We start from the raw sequence: 17,599 nt of genomic DNA on the forward strand, positions 1-17,599 counted from the left end.
CACAAAAAGGAGTTTCAAAATGCTCACCAGGAGACAGATCATGAAAACCTCCGTTGCCATCGCCGCCACCGCTTTTGCTCCCGCCGATATCGGCCGCGCCGCCGGGACCGGACTCGCCTGGAAGCACTTCCCCGCCGGTCCGAACGGCTTCTTCCGCGCTCCGGTCCTGCTGTCGGGAGCAACCGAGGCATTGCTGATCGACGGCGGCTTCAGCTATCCGGACGGACGGTTTCTGGCAGACGCGATCAAGGCCAACGGCAAGAAGCTGACGGCGATCTATGTCAGCCAGTCGGATCCTGACTATTACTTCAGCCTGAAGCCGATCCATCAGGCTTTCCCGGATGCAAAGGTCATTGCTGCCCCGGAAACGGTGGCGGCAATCAAGGGCTCGGTCGACAAGAAGCTCTCGGTGTGGGGTCCCCAGCTCAAGGAGAATGGCCCTCAGACATTGTCTGACATCGTTCTGCCTGAAGTCTTCGACGGTCAATCGCTGACTATCGATAGCGAAAAAGTGGAAATCGTCGCCGCCGAAGGCCTCGCCAATCGGCGGGATCTTTGGGCGCCTTCGCTAAATGCGGTGTTCGGCGGCGTACTCATCTTCTCTGGTGTGCATGTCTGGACCGCCGACACCCCGACCAGCGAATCGCGTGCGGCATGGATCGCCAATCTCGACAAGATTGCGGCGCGCCACCCGGCCATCGTCGTCCCAGGGCATATGGCGCCGGAGTCGCCTACTGACATCTCGGCGGTTGCGCATACCAAGGCCTATCTGCTCGCTTTCGAGGAGGAACTCGCCAAGGCCGCCGATGCCGCCGCGCTCAAGGCAGCAATGGAGGCGCGGTTCCCGAACCTCGGCATGGGCGTTGCTCTCGAAATCGGGGCGAAAGTTGCCAAGGGCGAGATGAAGTGGGGCTGAGTTCCATCTCGCGCTGAAGGATCTCATGGAGATCCTTCCAGGGAATCGGCCGCAGCCTGCGTGCCGTTTCCCGAGGTAAATGTATGGGGCGGGAAATCTCTGCCTGGCCCGCCATCGCTACAGGAGCCAGGCAAACGAGGCCAAATTTTCATAGTTTGACTGGCGAATTTGCGCCGGCGTTGTTTTGATTAGCATGTTAACTTCTTTTATGATTGCTTAGGCGCTGCTGTGCGCCTCAATCCCACGACAAGATGGGAGCGAAGCGAAAATGGAGGAGACTATGACCGCCCACCATATGAGCGTCGCCGACGGCGAAGCCTTCCTGTCCGCCTCGCGGATGCTGTTCGGCCCCATCACCCAGCGCTTCTCGCGTGGCGAGGCGCCATCGCTGCCGAAGCTGGTGTCGGTCAATCTCGGTGCCTGCCGCCTGTCCGAGATCAAGGCCAAGTCGCATCTGGTGGTTAGCGACCGCGCCTTCTGGCGCAGTTTCGATCCCGATTCGATCAAGATCCTGATGCAGCTCAGCGGCCGCAGCCGCTTCGAACAGCAGCAGGTCGCGGTCGATCTCGGCCCGCGCGCGGCGATCATCTACGACCCGCTGCGCAGCTATTCCCTGCAGAACCTCAGCGATGTCGACCAGCTCATCCTGCAGGTGCCGCGCTCGACCTTCGGCGACGAGACGCTGGCGCGGCTCTCGGCGCCGGTGCCGTTGCCCGGGGAGGACGACAGCCTCACCCATATCGTGTCGGGCCTGATGCAGATGGCGATCGGCACCGCGCACAAGCTCGACGAAGCCGGCTGCCGTCGCGTCGGCGAAAGCCTGATCCAGCTTGTCAACGGGCTGATCCAGGCCAAGCCGATGGCGCCGGACTTCCGCCGCCCGCCGCTGGAAGCGCTGCGCGAGCGTATCGTCGCCTATATCGACGCCAACCTCGCCCGCAGCAATCTCTCGGCCGAGGACATAGCCCGCCACATGGGCTGCTCCCGCCGCTACCTGCACCGCGCCTTCGAAGGCGAAGGCATGACACTGGAACGCTTCGTCTGGGACAGGCGGCTGGAGCGTAGCAAGGAGGAATTGTTATCCCCTGCCCGCGCCTCGGCTTCGATTTCGGAAATCGCTTTCTCCTGCGGGTTCAATTCCAGCGCGCATTTTTCGCGAGCGTTCAAGAGCAAGTATGACGTCGCGCCAAGGGAGTTGAGGGAGAGGCTAAAGACGGTGGTGCATTAGCTAGGCAGGCGGGTCTGAACGGCGGAGTTCGGGAGCTGCGTTCATCGGGAAGTTTATCGCCTACGCAAGCCTTGCCTTGCCGGCAAAACTGCGCATCAGTCCCTTCGGCAGAAACAGCATCGCCAGAATAATCGTCAGTCCTGAAATCACTGGGTGATAGTCGGGCACCACAATGCGCGCGAGGTCGAAGACGGCGTACATGACCAGCGCGCCGAGGATGGGGCCCAGCAGCGTGCCGGTGCCGCCGACCACCGTCATCATCAGCGGCAGCAGCATCCAGTCGAGGTCGAACACCGAGTCCGGGCCAACATGGAAGATGTAGAAGGTGTAGAGGCTGCCGGCGACGCCTGCGATGAAGGCGCTGCCGGCGAAGGCCGCGACCTTGACCTTCAACACATCAATGCCGTTGGCCGACGCCGCCATCTCGTCGTCGCGCACCGCGATCAGAGCGAGGCCGTAGCGCGAGCGCATCAAGGCGCCGATGGCGAGCGCGGTCGCGACCATCAGGCCGAGTGCGACCCAGTAATGCGGACGCAGCGTGTCGAACATGCCGGCGGGCGCGACGATGCCGAAGGCGCTGCCGGTGAAGTCGCCGCCGTTGACGAACAGCACCTTGACGATCTCGCCGAAGCCGAGCGTGCCCAGCGCGAAATAGTCGCCACGCAATTTCGACAGAAGCGGCAGGCCGATGATGGCGGCGGCAATTGCCGCCACCACGCCGCCCAGCGCCATCGTCACAGGATCGAAATAGTAGATGCCGGGGTGCGTGTCATAGAGCGAGCCCCAGAGATAGTTGCCGGTCCACAGGATGGCGGTGGTGTAGGCGCCCAGCCCGAAGAAGGCATGGCTGCCAAGGCTGATCTGGCCGCCATAGCCGGCGACCAGGTTCCAGCTCTGCGCCATAATGGCGTAGAGGAAGACGAAGAACAGGAAGGAGAAATAATAGGCGTCGACAGCACCTGGCAGGAACGGCAGCAGCGCGAGCGCCGCGACGACCACAATGGCGATCCATTTGAAGGCGTTGCTCATTTCTCAAGCCTTCTTGTAGGGCCGGCTGAACAGGCCTTCCGGCTTGAACATCAGCACCGCCAGGAACACGCCGTAGGCGATGGCGTTTGTCCAGCCGCCCGAGATGAAGAACTGGACATAGGCTTCGATCAGGCCAAGCAGGATGCCGCCGGCGAGCGCGCCGGTGACGTTGCCGATGCCGCCCAGCGCCAGCGCCACCAGCGCCTTGAGGCTGAAGATGAAGCCGGCGAACGGGTTGAACGGAAAGGTGGTTGCCACCGCGACGCCGGCCGCTCCCGCAAGTGCGATGCCGATGGCAAAGGCGATGGCGTTGACGCGGTGCGGGCTGATGCCCATCAGGGTCGCCGCGTCCATGTCTTCCGAGGCGGCGCGCACCGCCTTGCCGACAATGGTCTTGCGAAGGAAGAGCATCACCAACCCGGTGCCGCCGAGTGCGATCAGGAAGCCCATGGTGCGGGTAAACGAGGTGCGCACGCCGAGCAGCTCGATGCCGGTCGCCGTATAGCTCGTCACCACGCCGGCGGTGTTGCCACCCCAGACGACGGTCATCAGGTTCTGGACCAGGAACATCAGGCCGACGGCGATCAGCAGCGAAACGTTGCGATCTTCCTCGGCGGCCGCCTTGCGGAACAGGCCCTGATACATCAGCCAGCCGACGCCAAGCCCGACCGGCACGACGATCAGCAGCGACAGGAACGGGTCGATGCCGAGGCCATAGAACAGCGCCCGCACGAAATAGGCGGCCAGAATGATCATCGCACCCTGGGCAAGGAAGATCAGCCGCATGGTGCCGAAAATCAGGCTCAGGCCCACGGCCGCGACGCCGTACATGGCGCCGCTGAGCGCGCCATTGAGCGAGAGCTGGAGCAGGATGTCGGGAGGGGGCAGGTTGAACATCTGATCTACTCCAACACGCCCATATAGGCTTTCTGGATTTCGGGATCGGCGATCAGCTCGGCGCCGGTGCCTTGCATGGCGAGTGAGCCGGTTTGGAGCACGAAGGCATAGTCGGCGACCTTCAGCGCCTGGTGGATATTCTGCTCGACCAGCAGGATCGTGACACCCTGAGCATGCAAGGTCTGGATGAGCGAAAACATCTGCTGCACAACCAGCGGGCTCAGACCCAATGAAGGCTCGTCGAGAATGAGCAGCGACGGCTCCGACATGGTGGCGCGCGCGATCGCCAGCATCTGCTGCTCGCCGCCGGAGAGCGAACCGGCCTTTTGGTGGATGCGCTCCTTGAGGCGCGGAAACAGCGTATAGGCGTTGTCGAGCAACTCCTTCGTGCGCGGCCTCGCCTTGGGTTGGAAGGCGCCGAGCTCGAGGTTCTCCAGCACCGTCATCTGGCGGAACAGGCCGCGGCCTTCCGGCACATGGGCGATGCCCAGGGAGGCGATCTCCTGCGGCGCCTTGCCGACCAGCGATTGGCCGGCCAGCCGGATATCGCCGCTCTTCGGCTTGAGCAGGCCGGACACGGTCCTGAGCAGCGTCGTCTTGCCGGCGCCGTTGGCGCCGACGATGGCGACAATGGTGCCGGGGTCGACATGGAGCGAGACGCCCCACAGCGCGCCGACATCGCCATAGGCGACCTGGAGATCGCTTACTTCAAGCAGCCGGTTCGCCAAGATAGGCCTCTATGACTTTGCGGTTCTGGGTGACTTCGCGCGGCGAGCCGTCGGCGATCTTCTCGCCATGGTCGAGCACGATGACGCGGCTGCACACTTTCATGATGGCGTCGACCTTGTGCTCGACCCAGAGCATCGAAAGGCCACGCTCGGCGCGCACACGCCTGATAACGTCGGCCATGCGCTGGATCTCGGTCGGGTTGAGGCCGGCCATCGGCTCATCGAGGAGCAGCAGCGCCGGATCGGAAGCGACCGCTCTTGCGATCTCCAACATGCGGCGGTCGGAGAGCGTCATATGTGCGGTGCGCATGTCGCGCCGGGCAGTCAGGCCAACCAGTTCGAGCGCGACGTTCGCCGCATCCGTCGCATGCCTGACGCGGCCCCCTCCCCCGTAGACGGCGCCGACCATGACGTTCTCGAAGGCGGTCATGGTCAGGAAGGTGCGCACCAGCTGGAAGGTGCGGGCGATGCCGAGCCGGGAGATGCTGTGCGGCGCGATGCCGGTAATGTCCTTGCCGCGAAACAGCACCCGCCCTTGCGTCGGCGCATAGATGGCGGTGATGACGTTGAACAGCGTCGACTTGCCGGCGCCGTTGGGGCCGATCAGCCCGATCAGTTCGTTGCGGCCGACCGCGATGTCGACATTGTTGAGCACGACGAGCCCGCCGAACCGCTTCTGGACCGCGTCGAGGCGAAGCAGGGTTTCGTCAGGCTGCATCGTGTTTCCGTATCTCCGGTGGAGTGATTGGGTTCGGGAAGCTGTCAGGTTTGGCGTCGCCCCCGCGGCAAGCCCTTTCTCCCGTCACTATACGGGGAGAAATGCCCGGCAGGGCAATGAGGGGCAGCGCCAACGCCCGCAGGGGTGCTTCCCCCTTAAGAGGGCCCTGCCCCCGCCCGTCAGCGCTTGTCCCAGGCCGGGGCCGGCTTGTAGGTCCAGGTGCCGTCCGGATAGATCAGCTGGTGCTTGCCTTGCCACCATTGCGTGGCGACGCTCGGGATCAGCGCGAAGCCGGTCTCGTCGAACTTCAGGTCGCCGACCACGGTGTCCTTGAACTCCTGGCCGAAGATCGCGTCATGGATCGCCGATGCGTCGGTGCTGCCGGCCTTCTCGATCGCCTGCGCCAACACTTGGGCATTGGCATAGAAGGCGCCGACGGTGACGGAGTCCTTCTTGTACTCGGCCTCGTAGCGTTCGCCGAGTTCCTTGGCGCCCTTGTAGGGATAGCTCGCCGACCAGAAGCCATCGGTCATGATGTAGTCGGAGTCCGGTCCTAGCGCTTCATGGAATTCACCGGTCCAGGTGCCTTTCCAGCCGTGGAAATATGGCACGGAGAAGCCGAGTTCCTTCATCTGCCGCAGCAGCGTGATGGTGTCGGCGGGCGAGCCGAAGACCAGCATGGCGTCGACGTCGGCGGCCTTGAGCTTGGTGATCAGCGCCGAGTAGTCGGTGGCGCCGATCGCCCAGGGATCGTCGACGGCAAAGGTATAGCCGTATTTCTTCGCCGCCGCCTGGAAGGCGCCGCCAAAGCCCTTGCCGTCGGGCGAATCTTCGGTGACCAGTGCCGGGTGTTTCGGCTTCTCGCCGGCCGGCAGCTTGTCCCAGACCTCGAACGGCACCTCGGCGCCGGGACCAGGATGGAAGAAGAACAGCGCCGAGTATTTGAGCTTCAACGGCTGCCACTCGAACGGGAAGGCCGTCGTGATCATGTAGAACTTCTTGTACTTCTCGGCGACGATGGCGCCGGCGATGTTCATCGGCCCGGAATGGGTCGACAGCAGCGCGTCGACCTTCTGCACCTTGATCAGGTTTTCAAGGGCCGACGCCACCTTGCCTTCCGAGCTTTCGTCGTCGGCGACGACGAGGCGCACCGGCAGCTTCTTGCCGGCGGACTTGACCATGATGCCGCCTGATTTGTTGATGTCGGCGACGGCCTGCTCATAAGCCCATTTCTGTTCCTTGCCGTCGCCGGCCAGCGGCCCGGTCAGCGAGATCGGCGCGCCGATGACGATTTCGGTGTCGCCGGCATTGGCGGCGACGGTGCCGGCGGCACTGAGCGCGGTGGACAGCAACAGGCCGGCCAGCATTCCCTTCAGACTGATTCCCATTCCATCCTCCCAGGTTCATCGGGCCAGCGCATCAAGGCGAGGCCCGCATTCACAGCGCCAGTGCTTCAGCCCATCGCGGCCGCGACCAGCTTGGTGTCGGTGAACTGCTCGAAGCTGACGGCCTTGCCGTCCTGCATTTCCCAGACATGGACGACGCGCGCCGACATCGCCTTGCCAGTCTTCCTGAAGATGCCCGAATAGGTGCCGATACCGACGATGGTGGTGTCGCCGTCGACCAGTTTGTCGACCTTCAGCGCATAGCCCTCCCACTCCTCGCCGATGCGCTTGAAGACGCCGGATATGATGGCGTCGGCACCGACATAGGTTCCGGCATAGGGAAAGCCCGCCATTTCGGTCCACGCCGTCCTGTCGGTGACCGGCGCCATCATCGCCGCCAGATCCTTGGTGTCGGAGCCGGCATAGTGCGCCTTGATGACTTCGTAGTTTCTGCTCATGCTGTTCACCTGCTCGCTCAGACGGGCGCCTTGCCCGGGTCGTAGACGGTTGTGGATTTCTTCTCGATGAAGGCGCCGGCCGGCTTGTTCTCGACCTTGCCCTGGCTGGTGACGCCGAGGAATTTGCCGGTCGAACGCATCGTCTCCCAATTGTAGAAGAACAGCGAAGCGACCGGGATGATGAACTCGCGAAAACCGAAGACATAAAGCCCGTCGCCGAACTTCCAGGTGGTGGCGAGATCGACATCGCCATGGCCGCGCTGGATGCCGACGAGGTTCTGCCAGGCATAGCGCTCAGAGCTCAGATAGATGTGCTCGTAGACGTGGTTGGGACTGTAGGTGTAGTGCGCGGTCAGTCCGATCAGGTCGCGCGTCGGCACCGGCTCGGTGCCGGCAGGCGGAACCGAGGGATCGCCTAGCACGCCCGCCGAATAGACCTGCGCCACGCGCGGCTCGCCGGGCGCCTCGGCGGGCTCGCGAACCCGCTCGCGCACCGAAAGCACACGGCGCGTTCCGGTATCGACGATGAAGGCTTCGTCCTGCGTCGGCCGCGTGGCGAAAGCCATGTTGATGAAGAAGACCCGAGGCGCGACTTCCAGCGCCTCGTACCAGTCGGCGCCGGCATCGCTGCCTTCGCTCCAGGCCACCGTATCGGTTGATGTGAAGGCAAGATCGATGACGCGGCCGGTGTTCAGCGTGATCTTGAAGGTCTGGCCGCGCAGCGCTTCCGTCGTCGGCAGCCGGTTGGTGGCGATGCCGGCAGCGAAATCGTCGAAGTGCTTCCAGTCGGCAGGTCTGTTCTGGTCGTTCATGGTACTCCCCACATCAATCGACGAAAGCAAGCGTCGGCAGGTCGACGACGGTGGCGCCGCCATCGATGGTCAGGATCGAACCGTTCATCATCGCCGCCTCGCCCGAGGCAACGAAGCAGATGACGTTGGACACTTCTTCCGGCGTCGCCGGGCGGCCGAGTGGCACGTCCCTGGTGACGAGGCGATAGGCTTCTTCGATCGAGCCGAGGCCGTGCTTTTCGACGACGACCTGCATCTGTTCGTCGGCCATGGCGGTCGCCACCCAGCCCGGGCAGATGATGTTGGTGCGCACGCCCTGGCGGCCATAGTCGCGCGCCAGCGATTTGCCGAGGCCGACGCAGGCGTGCTTCATGGTGACGTAGCCGGCCGCCGCCGGACCGGCGAACAGGCCCGCGATCGAAGCCACGACGACGATGTTTCCTTTCTGGGCGATCAGGTCCGGCAGGCACTCGCGGGCACAGACGAAAGTGGTGTCGAGGTTGAGGCGTGTCGCCAGCGACCAGGTCTCGTCGCTCATCGATGCGGTCGGGCCGACACCGTGGCCGCCGGCGTTGGCGACGAGAATGTCGACCGGTCCGAAGTTGTCATGCACTTGCGCAAGGGCCGCGCGCACGGATTTGGCGTCGGCAGCATCGCCCTGCACCACCAGCCCGCCAATATCCCTGACGACGGCTTCGAGCGGTTCGCGCCGCCGGCCCATCAGCACCACCCTGGCGCCGTCGGCTGCCATGCGTCGGGCGACGGCCGCGCCGATGCCGGTGCCCCCGCCGGTGATAAGTGCCGTCTTGCCGGAAAATCTCATTGGTCCATCCCGATTGGTGCTGTCGCGCCGGCTAAGCGCCGATCTTCGTCAGGGATAGTGCGCCGGGGGCCGGTCTGCGTCTTGTCCGAGTGGGAACTTTGTTTTGACTGAACGCGCACTTCGGAGCCGTCTTTGCGAAGCGCCGCGCGACATCAGAGCCGCGCGGCGGCCACCACAGGTCCGCCTGCTGTAGTGACTTACTTCTTGATCGCTTCGAGATCGATGGCGATGTCTACTTCAGGCCCGAGGCCGAACCCATCGGCGGCCTTGGCCATCGGGAAGTCCGCGGTGCTCACCTTGCCGGTGGCGCTGAAGGCCGCCTTGGTCAGCGTCGCATCCCATGGAGCCGGCGCCTCGTTTAGCAGCTTGACGTCGAGCGTGACTTCCTTGCTGACGCCGCTGATGGTGAGATTGCCGGTGACCTTGCCGGTCTTGTCGTCGACCTTCTCGACCTTGGTGCTTTCGAAGGAGATCGTCGGGAATTCGGCCGCGTTGAAGAAATCAGGACCCTTCAGGTCGCTGTCGCGCTGATCGAAAGCGGTGTGGATGGAGCCTACGTCGAGCTCCGCCTTGACGCTGCTCTTGGTGACGTCAGCCTTGTCCATCACGATTGCGCCCTTGACCGCGTCGAACTGGCCGTGCGCGACGCTGTAGATGCCATGCTTGATGGTGAAGGTGACCCAGGCGTGCTGGCCGTCGATCTCGTAACTGTCGGCATAGGCGGCCGAGGCCAGCATGGAGGCGCCGGCGAAGGCGAGCGCGGTAATCAGTCTCTTCGTCCTCACATATCTCTCCCTATTTGTTGGTTGTTGGAGCGGCTCAGGAAAAGCCAAGGGCGGCCCCGTGCGGCGCCCAGACGATCGCCGTCACGATGGCCAGCATCGCCGGAAGGGCGATCAGGAGACCGGCAATCAGCGGCCGCAAGGGCCGGGCGCCGGGAAGCAGGCCTTGCAGCCAGCCGCGCACGAACACGGCGGCGAGCGGCGGCAAGGATGACAGGACGAGGGCCAGGGGATTGGCCTTCGGCGCCAGCAGGGCCACCTGGATCAGCACCGTGACGGCGGCGAAGAGCAACAGGAATTCGACGCCTTTGCTCCACGCGGAGGCTGCGCCGCCGCGCAACGTCGCGAGATACTGGACAAGGCACCAGCCGCCGGTCAGCGCGGCGACCGAGCCGAGCAGTTGTCCGGTGACGATCGAGGCGCCAAGCACCGAGACGACGGCGCCCGAAAGTGATAGGGACAGCGCGGCCGCCGGCGCCAGGAATGGCTCTTCCGCCGAAGGCGATGGCGAGGATGGCCGCGCTATGAGCATCGCTGCGCCGACGAGTGCCAGCGGGCCGACGGCGAGCGCGGCGATCATCGGCAGGTCGAGCGAGCCGGCGGCAATGCGGCGCCAGCCGAGCCAGAGGAGCGCCGCGGCAAGGGCAATGACGGCGATAACGCTTGCCGCCCGGCCTGCCAGGAACCCCTCAGGCAAAAGACCAATGACGATGCCGGCAAAGGCGAGATAGACTAGCCTCTGGCTGGCGGCGACCGGCGGCATGACGGGCGGGCCGAGCGTGTCCCAATAGAAGAACAGGAGCAGTGCGGCCCAAAGCAGCGTGAGCACCGGGGACGATGCCGGTACGACAAACCGGGAAAGCAGGGCCAGAACGATGCCCAGGAATAGCGGCAGCGCCGCCGTAATGACCATCGCATTGCCGAGAATCGCGCTCAACCGCCGCCACCTCCAACACCGTTCAAGAACGTGCCCGCGCGGCCGATCTCGTTGTCCAATCTTGATTGGGCAAGGGCGCGCCGTCTTGTCCGAGCGGGAACTTTGTTTTGACTGAAAGCGCACTCGCGCCCGGAGCTGCTTGAAGCGCGTCGGCACGCTCCATAACCCTCCCGGGATTGTTCATCGGATCTTCGAGGAGGAATGGCGTGAACGAGAGAACCGTGCCGCCCATCAGTGCCGCAGCCGCCGCCTTCGTGGCGCAGTCGCACCGGCCCTTCATCAATGGCCGTTTCGTCGAAGGCCCCTTTGTGGGCGGCTTGGCCGGTGACGGTCTCGCCGTTGACGATTCCGCCTCGGGCGAGATCGTCGCGCATGTGCCGGAAAGTGGCCCCGAACTCGTTGACCAGGCGGTGCGCGCCGCCCGCGCGGCGCTCGAAGGTCCATGGGCCTCGATGCGGCCGATCGACCGCCAGAACCTGATGCTGAGGCTTGCCGACGCGGTAGAGGCCGACGCCGATCTGCTCGCCGAGATCGAGAGCATCGAGAACGGCAAGTCGCTCGGCGTCGCCCGCATGCTGAGCGCCGGCGGCACTGTCGACTGGCTGCGCTACTATGCTGGCTGGGCGACCAAGATCGAGGGCTCGACCTTCCAGGTTTCGATCCCGGTGCCGCCCGGCGCCAGGCATTATGCGATGACCATCATGGAACCTGTCGGCGTCGTCGGCGCCATCGTGCCGTGGAATTTTCCCCTGCTGATCGGCATGTGGAAGATCGCTCCGGCGCTGGCCTGCGGTTGCACGATCGTCTTGAAGCCGCCACAGGAGACGCCACTCGGCTTGTTGCGGCTCGCCGAGTTGGTCGAGGCTGTTGGCTTCCCGCCCGGCGTCGTCAACATCGTCACGGGCAGCGGCAGCGTCACGGGCGAAGCGCTGATCCGCCATCCCGGCGTCGACAAGCTGACCTTCACCGGTTCGACGGAAGTCGGCAAGCGCATCGGCCACGCCGCGGTCGACCGTGTCGCGCGCTTCACTTTGGAACTCGGCTCGAAATCGCCGATGATCCTGCTTGCCGACATGGAGGAGAACATTGAGCCGCTGCTTGCCGGGCTCGGCATGTTCTTCAACCAGGGCCAGGTCTGCACCTCGGCCGCCCGGCTGCTGATCGAGAAGTCGATCTACGACCGCACGCTGGCGCGGTTGGCCGACATCGCCGACGGCATGATCATTGGCGCCGGCCGCGATGCCGAAGCGCAGATCAACCCGCTGGTCTCGGCCAAGCACCGGAAAAGCGTCGAGGGGTTTGTCGAGCGCGGCCTGGCAGCGGGCGGCGAACGGGTGAGCGGGGCGCGGCCGGTTCCGGCCAAGGGCCATTATGTGGCGCCGACCATCCTGCACAATGTCCGGCCCGAGATGGAGATCGTGCGCGAGGAGGTGTTCGGACCGGTGGTGGCGGCGATGCCGGTAGCCGATCTCGACGAGGCGGTCCGCGTCGCCAACGACACGCGCTACGGCCTGTCGGCCTCGATCTGGACCCGTGACATGGGCAAGGCGATGACCGCCATCCACGGCCTCAAGGCCGGCACGGTGTGGGTCAACTCGCACAACACGCTCGACCCCGCAGCACCCTTCGGCGGCTTCAAGCAGTCCGGAATCGGCCGCGAGCATGGCCGCGCCGCGATCGACGGCTATCTCGAGACCAAGACCGCCATCATGCGCTACGCCTGACCAAGATGACGCAGAGTTACGACTACATCATCGCCGGCGCCGGTTCGGCCGGCTGCACACTGGCCAGCCGGCTGGTCAACGCCGGCAAGCGCGTGCTCGTCGTCGAGGCCGGCCCGGACGACAACACGAAGCTGATCGACATGCCGGCCACCTTCGCCAAGGTGATCGGCACGGCGCGCAGCTGGATCTACCAGTCGGAACCCGAACCCAGCGTAGGCGGCCGCACGCTGCCTATCCCGCAGGGACGCACGCTTGGCGGCGGCTCGTCGATCAACGCCATGCTCTATGTCCGAGGCCAGCCTGAGGACTATGACGGCTGGCGCGACCTGGGCTGTCCGGGCTGGGGCTGGGATGACGTGCTGCCGGTCTACAGGCGGCTGGAGCGCAACGAAAGGCTGGCCGGCGAACGGCACGGCACAGACGGTCCGCTGCCGGTTTCGGATGCGCGCTACCGGCATCCGCTGTCTCTTGCCTATGTTCGGGCAGCCCAGCAGGCCGGCTATCGTTTCAATGACGACTTCAATGGCGTTGAGCAGGAAGGCGTCGGCTTCTACCAGACGACGACGGCGAATGGCGAACGGCAGTCGTCGGCCAAGGTGTTTTTGAAGCCGCTTGCCGGCAACGCCAACCTCAAGGTGGTGACCGAAGCGCAGGTGACGGGGCTGACACTGGAAAATGGTGCGGCCAGCGGGCTAGCCTACGTGACAGCCGATGGGCAGAGCCACTTGGCCTCCGCGAAAGCGGAGGTGATCCTCGCCGCCGGCGCGCTTGCCACGCCGAAGCTGATGATGCTTTCCGGCCTCGGGCCGGCCGCGCATCTCACGGAAACGGGCATACCAGTCATACGTGACATGCCTGCCGTCGGTCAGGACCTGCAGGACCATGTCGCCGCCCCGCTCTATGCGCTGACGCGCAAGCCGGTCTCGCTGCTCGGCGAGGATCGCGGGCTCAAGGCGCTGCGGCACGGCATCGAATATTTGCTGTTCCGGAGAGGCCTGCTTGCGTCCAACGTTGTCGAAAGCGGCGGCTTCTTCGACACCGACGGCGACGGCCGGCCCGATGTGCAGTTCCATGTGCTGCCGGTGATGGTCGAGAGCGCCGAGCACGGCTCAATCGAACGCCACGGCATGGAGCTAAACCCATGCGTGCTGAGGCCGAAGTCGCGCGGCTCGGTGCTGCTGCGCTCGCGCAATTCAAGCGATCCGATCCGCTTCACCACCGGCTTCCTGTCGCACGCCGACGATCTAGCTTTGCTGCTCGCCGGCATGAAGGTCGCGCGCGCCATCGTGCGCCAGCCGGCGCTGCGCGAGGTCGTTGCCGAGGAGTTCGCGCCCGGCAATGCCGACGATCTCGGTGACGCGGCAATAGTCGACCACATCATCCGCCACGCCAAGACGGTCTATCACCCCTGCGGCACCTGCCGGATGGGAACGGACGATCAGGCTGTGGTCGATCCGCAGCTTCGCGTGCGCGGTGTGCCTCGCCTGCGCGTCGCGGATGCCTCGATCATGCCCAGGCTGACCAGCGGCAACACCAACGCGCCGGCAATCATGATCGGCGACCGCTGCGCCGATTTCATCCTGGGCGAGAACTAGTGCCGCCGGCGTTAGGCGGAGCCGATCGCCAAGCCGGCCAATGCCGCGCAACCGACACCGGTGCGTTCGTCGAATTGCTGCACAGGAACCTTCCGCCCGAGGCTGTCGGAATTGCGCGTATACGGGCTGCGCGACAGCCCACCGTCGGTCGACAGGTCATCCGCGTTCCCTGCAGGTTGTGGCCGGGCGACGGAACGGAACGAGACAGAACCATCCGCTGGCTAATAATGAACCTGGCCCTCCAGGCTGCTCTCGTCGGGACCGTCACCCCAATGCAGGTGCCGCGGGCCAACAGTTTGCTGGCATGGCCGGTTGGCTTCCGCGATCGCGTGACAACTGCGATGTTACCGGGGTTAGCCTTTTCGCTGGGGCAAGCCGTTGCCTTAGTCGACGTTGTGGCGCAACCATTCGAAGCAACGTGACCGGGGCGGTTTCAGACGCCTCTCCGGCACATGCCACCGTGCGGGACCTGTTATATTTTGTGATTTGCACGATACCGCTGACGGGCGTTCTGATGGATAGAGGCCTTTCCGGCTTCAGGCACTTGGCGGAAAGGGCGGGGGTGTGAAAGGTGGCCAACCATGGCCCAGGCAAGCACGATTGTCTTAAGCGGCGATTATGGCTACACCCAGTATAAGGCATCCGGCCTGCCCGCCGACACCACTATCGATGCCACCGACGCCTCGTGGATCGTCGCCAATCAGGGAAGCCCCACCAACCGCTATCCCTTCGCGATCACCAACCCCGGCGACAACCTCCTGGTTTTTGGCGGCACGATCAACGGCACCGTCTCCCAAACTGGCGACTGGGAGAACATTTACGTCAACTCCGCCGCAGTCCGTATAAATTCAGCCCACAACTTTGTCATCGACGATTGGACGGTTACCCAGCCCTGGGATGGCATTCGTGTCGGCGGCACTGGCCACTTCGTCATCGAGAACAGCTATGTCGGCAACTCCCGAGACGACGCGGTCGAGGACGATGACGTCATCGGCGGCACGATCAAGGATTCCCTGTTCGACCACGTGTTTTCCGGAGTGAGCCTTGGCGATGGTGAAGTGGATGGGCATAACAACACGGTTACCATGGATGGCATGCTTCTGGGCATGGGAGAGTACCTTCGCAAAGGCGTGATGACCCACGGTTCGCCGTTCAAACTCGACAACGGCACAGGCGCTAACGATATCTCGCCCAGCCTGCACTTTATCGACTGCGTGGTGGCGATTACCGACGTGCACCACAACGGCCAGGGGCGGCTGCAGCACGCCTGGGACAAGACGGTCGAGTCGCACGGTAATTACTATCTCAACCTCTCTGACACGCCGCTGCCGTCCGATTATCCAATGCCGCCCGCCGGCTGGACGGTCCTTCAAGGCCAGGCGGCCCGCGATTACTGGGCCAACGCCAAGGCGGTCTGGCATGCGGCCCATGACGGGACCGGCCAGCCACCGCCACCGCCGACCGACCAGGCCAAGGGAACTACCGGGAACGACACTTTTGTCGGCACTGGCGCGGCCGATAACTATGATGCCCTGGCTGGTAACGACATACTGTGGGGCCGAGGTGGCAACGACGTGCTCCACGGGGGCGCCGGCAAGGACACCTTTGTGTTTGACACGGCCTATGGCCCTGGCAATGTCGATAGGCTCCCGGACTTCCACGCAGCGGACGACGCGCTCTATCTCGATAATGCCGTCTTCACCAGTCTCGGCCCCGGTTCCTTGTCCAGCCCGACGCAGGTGAACTCGTCGTATTTCGAGTTGCGCGAACACGCCACCAGCCATAACGACTACCTGCTCTACGACCGGACCACGGGCATTCTGTACTATGACCCCGATGGCTCGAGATCGGCCCCTCAGGTGGAAATCGCCCACCTACAGGCCGGGGCGGCCCTGACCTATCATGACGTGTACATCATTTGATCGCCCATGCGATCGCACATGGCACTACGAGGCGCGAGCGCGTCACCGCTGGTGTTCCAGTTGCGACTAACAGCGATCAAAAATAGCGACGGATAGCGCCGATCTAGTACCTCTGCACAGAGGTTACGACGCTTTGGAAATCGGCTTGGGATAGGCTTCGACCAAGCGCTCCCATGCAACCGTGTCTGCGACGAGGAGACCTTAGCTGTCGATGCGACGATCGAGGCACCCCGAGCCACAACCACCCTTGCTCTCCTTTGGCAAAGGGGACGACCTGGCGAGTTCCAATTCGCAAAAGGCGACTATCCGGACCGAAGGTGGACATCGGCTAAGAAGCGTGCGCGACTAGTGCTCGCGCGCAACCAGCCAACCAGACACCAGCCGACCGAGTGGGCTGATGATCACGCTTGTCCAGGTCGTGGCGCGCTCTCGGCGGCCTTTGCATTCTTGACGGATCATATTTTGGACTTCAGAGCAACCAAGTGGCGTCAGGATCCAGCTGTTGAGCTGAGACGATTTTCTCCACATTGGACTGTTGTCGTCCGCGTAGCCAACCGGTAGATTAAGACGCTCCGCCTTGCGGATCAGTTGCCGGGTTTTTATCTCCGCAATCTGTTCATAATATATCAACGTTTCCCAATAATGTCGGTACTCGGCCTTTTCCCGCTCCGCGGGCGTGCAAGCACTTGTCAGGTCGATGTTATAGGCGTGGTTGAGTGTCCTGATGGTTAGCCGGTACGCCTTAATTTCCAACAACTCTTTGATTTCTAATAATATCGTCATACGACTTCCCCAAAGCCCCGTATCCAAAAAGAACGCTACAACCTCCCATGACGTTCAGTCCATTCCACTACTTGGATGAGCTCAGAAGGCAAAAGAACTAGATGGCGAGTAACATCAGGACGATCTGGTTCTCGAAAAGCTCCGGCTCGCCAAAAAGCCGCCACGAACCGGCGATAGCAAAGGCAAAGTGGTCTCGCCAGCAAGGCCGGTTAAATCAAGAAGGTATCGGCGAAGCGGAAGGCAAAACCAACTTCAAGCAACAGCCGTTGCTGAAAAAGCGCATTTTTCCCTTACGGGCCAACGACCGAACAATCCTGATATCAGCGCTACACTGGGCACCACCGATAGGATTAATTGCGTATTTGCTAATACGCCCTGTAAATTGACCGGTGCGGGTGCGTAACGTAAGCCCGCTGCGGTGGCCGGTGCGGTCCTCACTCCCCCGGAGGGCTGCCCGCCGCACCGGCCATTTTCCCTACGCCCTGGTTAGCGGCGACGTTGGGGGATCGATCTAAAGACCGATGCGCAACAAAGCCGACATGATGGGCCAACGGCATCGTCAGTTGCTGGAGCGGCATTAGATGAGTTTCGGTCGTAGCCGGAGTTTTCGAAGTAATGTGAGCACTCTGCCGGTGTGACGCGATTGAGGGTTTGGCCGATCGCGTCGCAGAAGGCTTCGACGGTTCGGCGTGCTGCTTTTCTCAGCCAGTGCTTGAGCTTTGAAAAAGAGTTGCTCGATCGGATTGAGGTCGGGCGAATATTTCGGCGGGAAGAAGAACCTTGCGCCGGCGGCGCGCACGATACTTCAGCAGCCTCGGCCCTTCGTTTGGCGCGCCGATCCAGACTAGATCATCGCCGCCGTCAGCCGGGGCACCAAACGTTG

Annotated in this window: 17 protein-coding genes and 1 pseudogene; 6 read left to right on the forward strand and 12 right to left on the reverse strand. The window is 63.4% G+C overall.

Going from position 1 to position 17,599, the window contains the following annotated elements:
- Positions 1–19 precede the first annotated feature (19 nt).
- Together EJ077_RS24435 and EJ077_RS24440 are read left to right on the forward strand one after the other, a co-directional pair.
- Positions 20–916, forward strand: coding sequence for an MBL fold metallo-hydrolase (locus tag EJ077_RS24435; protein WP_208696966.1), 897 nt, complete (start codon positions 20–22; stop codon positions 914–916).
- A 280-nt stretch (positions 917–1,196) separates the two neighbouring features.
- Positions 1,197–2,144, forward strand: coding sequence for a helix-turn-helix domain-containing protein (locus EJ077_RS24440; RefSeq protein ID WP_208696968.1), 948 nt, complete (start codon positions 1,197–1,199; stop codon positions 2,142–2,144).
- Positions 2,145–2,204: 60 nt separating this feature from the next.
- Here the strand turns inward: EJ077_RS24440 and EJ077_RS24445 are convergent, their stop codons facing one another.
- The 10 genes from EJ077_RS24445 to EJ077_RS24490 form a co-directional block, all read right to left on the reverse strand.
- Positions 2,205–3,173 carry a branched-chain amino acid ABC transporter permease gene (locus tag EJ077_RS24445; protein WP_208696970.1) on the reverse strand — a complete coding sequence of 323 codons (969 nt, stop codon included), beginning with the start codon at positions 3,171–3,173 and terminating at the stop codon, positions 2,205–2,207.
- Positions 3,174–3,176: 3 nt separating this feature from the next.
- Positions 3,177–4,070, reverse strand: coding sequence for a branched-chain amino acid ABC transporter permease (locus EJ077_RS24450; RefSeq protein ID WP_208696972.1), 894 nt, complete (start codon positions 4,068–4,070; stop codon positions 3,177–3,179).
- 5 nt (positions 4,071–4,075) lie between these two features.
- Entirely contained in the window at positions 4,076–4,798 is a 723-nt protein-coding gene (locus EJ077_RS24455; protein WP_245458529.1) for an ABC transporter ATP-binding protein, read from the reverse strand.
- Positions 4,779–5,516, reverse strand: coding sequence for an ABC transporter ATP-binding protein (locus tag EJ077_RS24460; protein WP_208696974.1), 738 nt, complete (start codon positions 5,514–5,516; stop codon positions 4,779–4,781). The genes EJ077_RS24455 and EJ077_RS24460 overlap by 20 nt, the downstream gene beginning before the upstream one ends.
- Positions 5,517–5,695: 179 nt before the next feature.
- Positions 5,696–6,904, reverse strand: coding sequence for an amino acid ABC transporter substrate-binding protein (locus EJ077_RS24465; RefSeq protein WP_208696976.1), 1,209 nt, complete (start codon positions 6,902–6,904; stop codon positions 5,696–5,698).
- A gap of 65 nt (positions 6,905–6,969) precedes the next feature.
- Positions 6,970–7,359, reverse strand: a complete 390-nt coding sequence (locus tag EJ077_RS24470) for a nuclear transport factor 2 family protein (protein ID WP_208696978.1) — start codon at positions 7,357–7,359, stop codon at positions 6,970–6,972.
- 17 nt (positions 7,360–7,376) lie between these two features.
- Entirely contained in the window at positions 7,377–8,171 is a 795-nt protein-coding gene (locus tag EJ077_RS24475; protein WP_208696980.1) for a MoaF C-terminal domain-containing protein, read from the reverse strand.
- A gap of 13 nt (positions 8,172–8,184) precedes the next feature.
- A complete protein-coding gene (locus tag EJ077_RS24480; RefSeq protein ID WP_208696982.1) occupies positions 8,185–8,973 on the reverse strand; it encodes an SDR family NAD(P)-dependent oxidoreductase in 789 nt (262 codons plus the stop codon).
- Between the two features lie 197 nt (positions 8,974–9,170).
- Entirely contained in the window at positions 9,171–9,758 is a 588-nt protein-coding gene (locus tag EJ077_RS24485) for a YceI family protein (RefSeq protein ID WP_245458530.1), read from the reverse strand.
- A gap of 34 nt (positions 9,759–9,792) precedes the next feature.
- Positions 9,793–10,692 carry a hypothetical protein gene (locus EJ077_RS24490; protein WP_208696984.1) on the reverse strand — a complete coding sequence of 300 codons (900 nt, stop codon included), beginning with the start codon at positions 10,690–10,692 and terminating at the stop codon, positions 9,793–9,795.
- A 206-nt stretch (positions 10,693–10,898) separates the two neighbouring features.
- Between EJ077_RS24490 and EJ077_RS24495 the strand changes: the two genes are divergently transcribed.
- The 3 genes from EJ077_RS24495 (at position 10,899) to EJ077_RS24505 (ending at position 15,933) form a co-directional block, all read left to right on the forward strand.
- A complete protein-coding gene (locus tag EJ077_RS24495) occupies positions 10,899–12,416 on the forward strand; it encodes an aldehyde dehydrogenase family protein (protein ID WP_208696986.1) in 1,518 nt (505 codons plus the stop codon).
- 5 nt (positions 12,417–12,421) lie between these two features.
- On the forward strand, positions 12,422–14,011 hold the full coding sequence (locus EJ077_RS24500; RefSeq protein WP_208696988.1) for a GMC family oxidoreductase: 1,590 nt from the start codon (positions 12,422–12,424) through the stop codon (positions 14,009–14,011).
- A 581-nt stretch (positions 14,012–14,592) separates the two neighbouring features.
- Positions 14,593–15,933, forward strand: coding sequence for a calcium-binding protein (locus tag EJ077_RS24505; RefSeq protein WP_208696990.1), 1,341 nt, complete (start codon positions 14,593–14,595; stop codon positions 15,931–15,933).
- A gap of 345 nt (positions 15,934–16,278) precedes the next feature.
- Here EJ077_RS24505 and EJ077_RS24510 read toward each other — a convergent pair whose 3' ends face one another.
- Complete coding sequence (locus EJ077_RS24510) at positions 16,279–16,716, reverse strand: hypothetical protein (RefSeq protein ID WP_208696992.1); 438 nt, start codon at positions 16,714–16,716, stop codon at positions 16,279–16,281.
- Between the two features lie 101 nt (positions 16,717–16,817).
- On the opposite strand from EJ077_RS24510, the gene EJ077_RS24515 reads away from it, so the two are divergent.
- The gene (locus EJ077_RS24515; protein WP_208696994.1) at positions 16,818–17,102 is read left to right on the forward strand and encodes a hypothetical protein; all 285 of its coding nucleotides are present in this window, start codon (positions 16,818–16,820) and stop codon (positions 17,100–17,102) included.
- Positions 17,103–17,394: 292 nt separating this feature from the next.
- Here EJ077_RS24515 and EJ077_RS32365 read toward each other — a convergent pair.
- A pseudogene (locus tag EJ077_RS32365) lies at positions 17,395–17,515 on the reverse strand (transposase); the annotation flags it as partial.
- Between the last annotated feature and the right edge of the window lie 84 nt (positions 17,516–17,599).

The sequence above is a fragment of the Mesorhizobium sp. M8A.F.Ca.ET.057.01.1.1 genome (assembly GCF_003952565.1).
GTDB lineage: Bacteria > Pseudomonadota > Alphaproteobacteria > Rhizobiales > Rhizobiaceae > Mesorhizobium.

Coding starts and splice junctions, on each gene's coding strand:
- EJ077_RS24435 (WP_208696966.1), top strand. CDS start 20: ATGCTCACCAGGAGACAGATCATGAAAACCTCCGTTGCCATCGCCGCC.
- EJ077_RS24440 (WP_208696968.1), top strand. CDS start 1,197: ATGACCGCCCACCATATGAGCGTCGCCGACGGCGAAGCCTTCCTGTCC.
- EJ077_RS24445 (WP_208696970.1), bottom strand. CDS start 3,173: ATGAGCAACGCCTTCAAATGGATCGCCATTGTGGTCGTCGCGGCGCTC.
- EJ077_RS24450 (WP_208696972.1), bottom strand. CDS start 4,070: ATGTTCAACCTGCCCCCTCCCGACATCCTGCTCCAGCTCTCGCTCAAT.
- EJ077_RS24460 (WP_208696974.1), bottom strand. CDS start 5,516: ATGCAGCCTGACGAAACCCTGCTTCGCCTCGACGCGGTCCAGAAGCGG.
- EJ077_RS24465 (WP_208696976.1), bottom strand. CDS start 6,904: ATGGGAATCAGTCTGAAGGGAATGCTGGCCGGCCTGTTGCTGTCCACC.
- EJ077_RS24470 (WP_208696978.1), bottom strand. CDS start 7,359: ATGAGCAGAAACTACGAAGTCATCAAGGCGCACTATGCCGGCTCCGAC.
- EJ077_RS24475 (WP_208696980.1), bottom strand. CDS start 8,171: ATGAACGACCAGAACAGACCTGCCGACTGGAAGCACTTCGACGATTTC.
- EJ077_RS24480 (WP_208696982.1), bottom strand. CDS start 8,973: ATGAGATTTTCCGGCAAGACGGCACTTATCACCGGCGGGGGCACCGGC.
- EJ077_RS24500 (WP_208696988.1), top strand. CDS start 12,422: ATGACGCAGAGTTACGACTACATCATCGCCGGCGCCGGTTCGGCCGGC.
- EJ077_RS24505 (WP_208696990.1), top strand. CDS start 14,593: ATGGCCCAGGCAAGCACGATTGTCTTAAGCGGCGATTATGGCTACACC.
- EJ077_RS24510 (WP_208696992.1), bottom strand. CDS start 16,716: ATGACGATATTATTAGAAATCAAAGAGTTGTTGGAAATTAAGGCGTAC.
- EJ077_RS24515 (WP_208696994.1), top strand. CDS start 16,818: ATGGCGAGTAACATCAGGACGATCTGGTTCTCGAAAAGCTCCGGCTCG.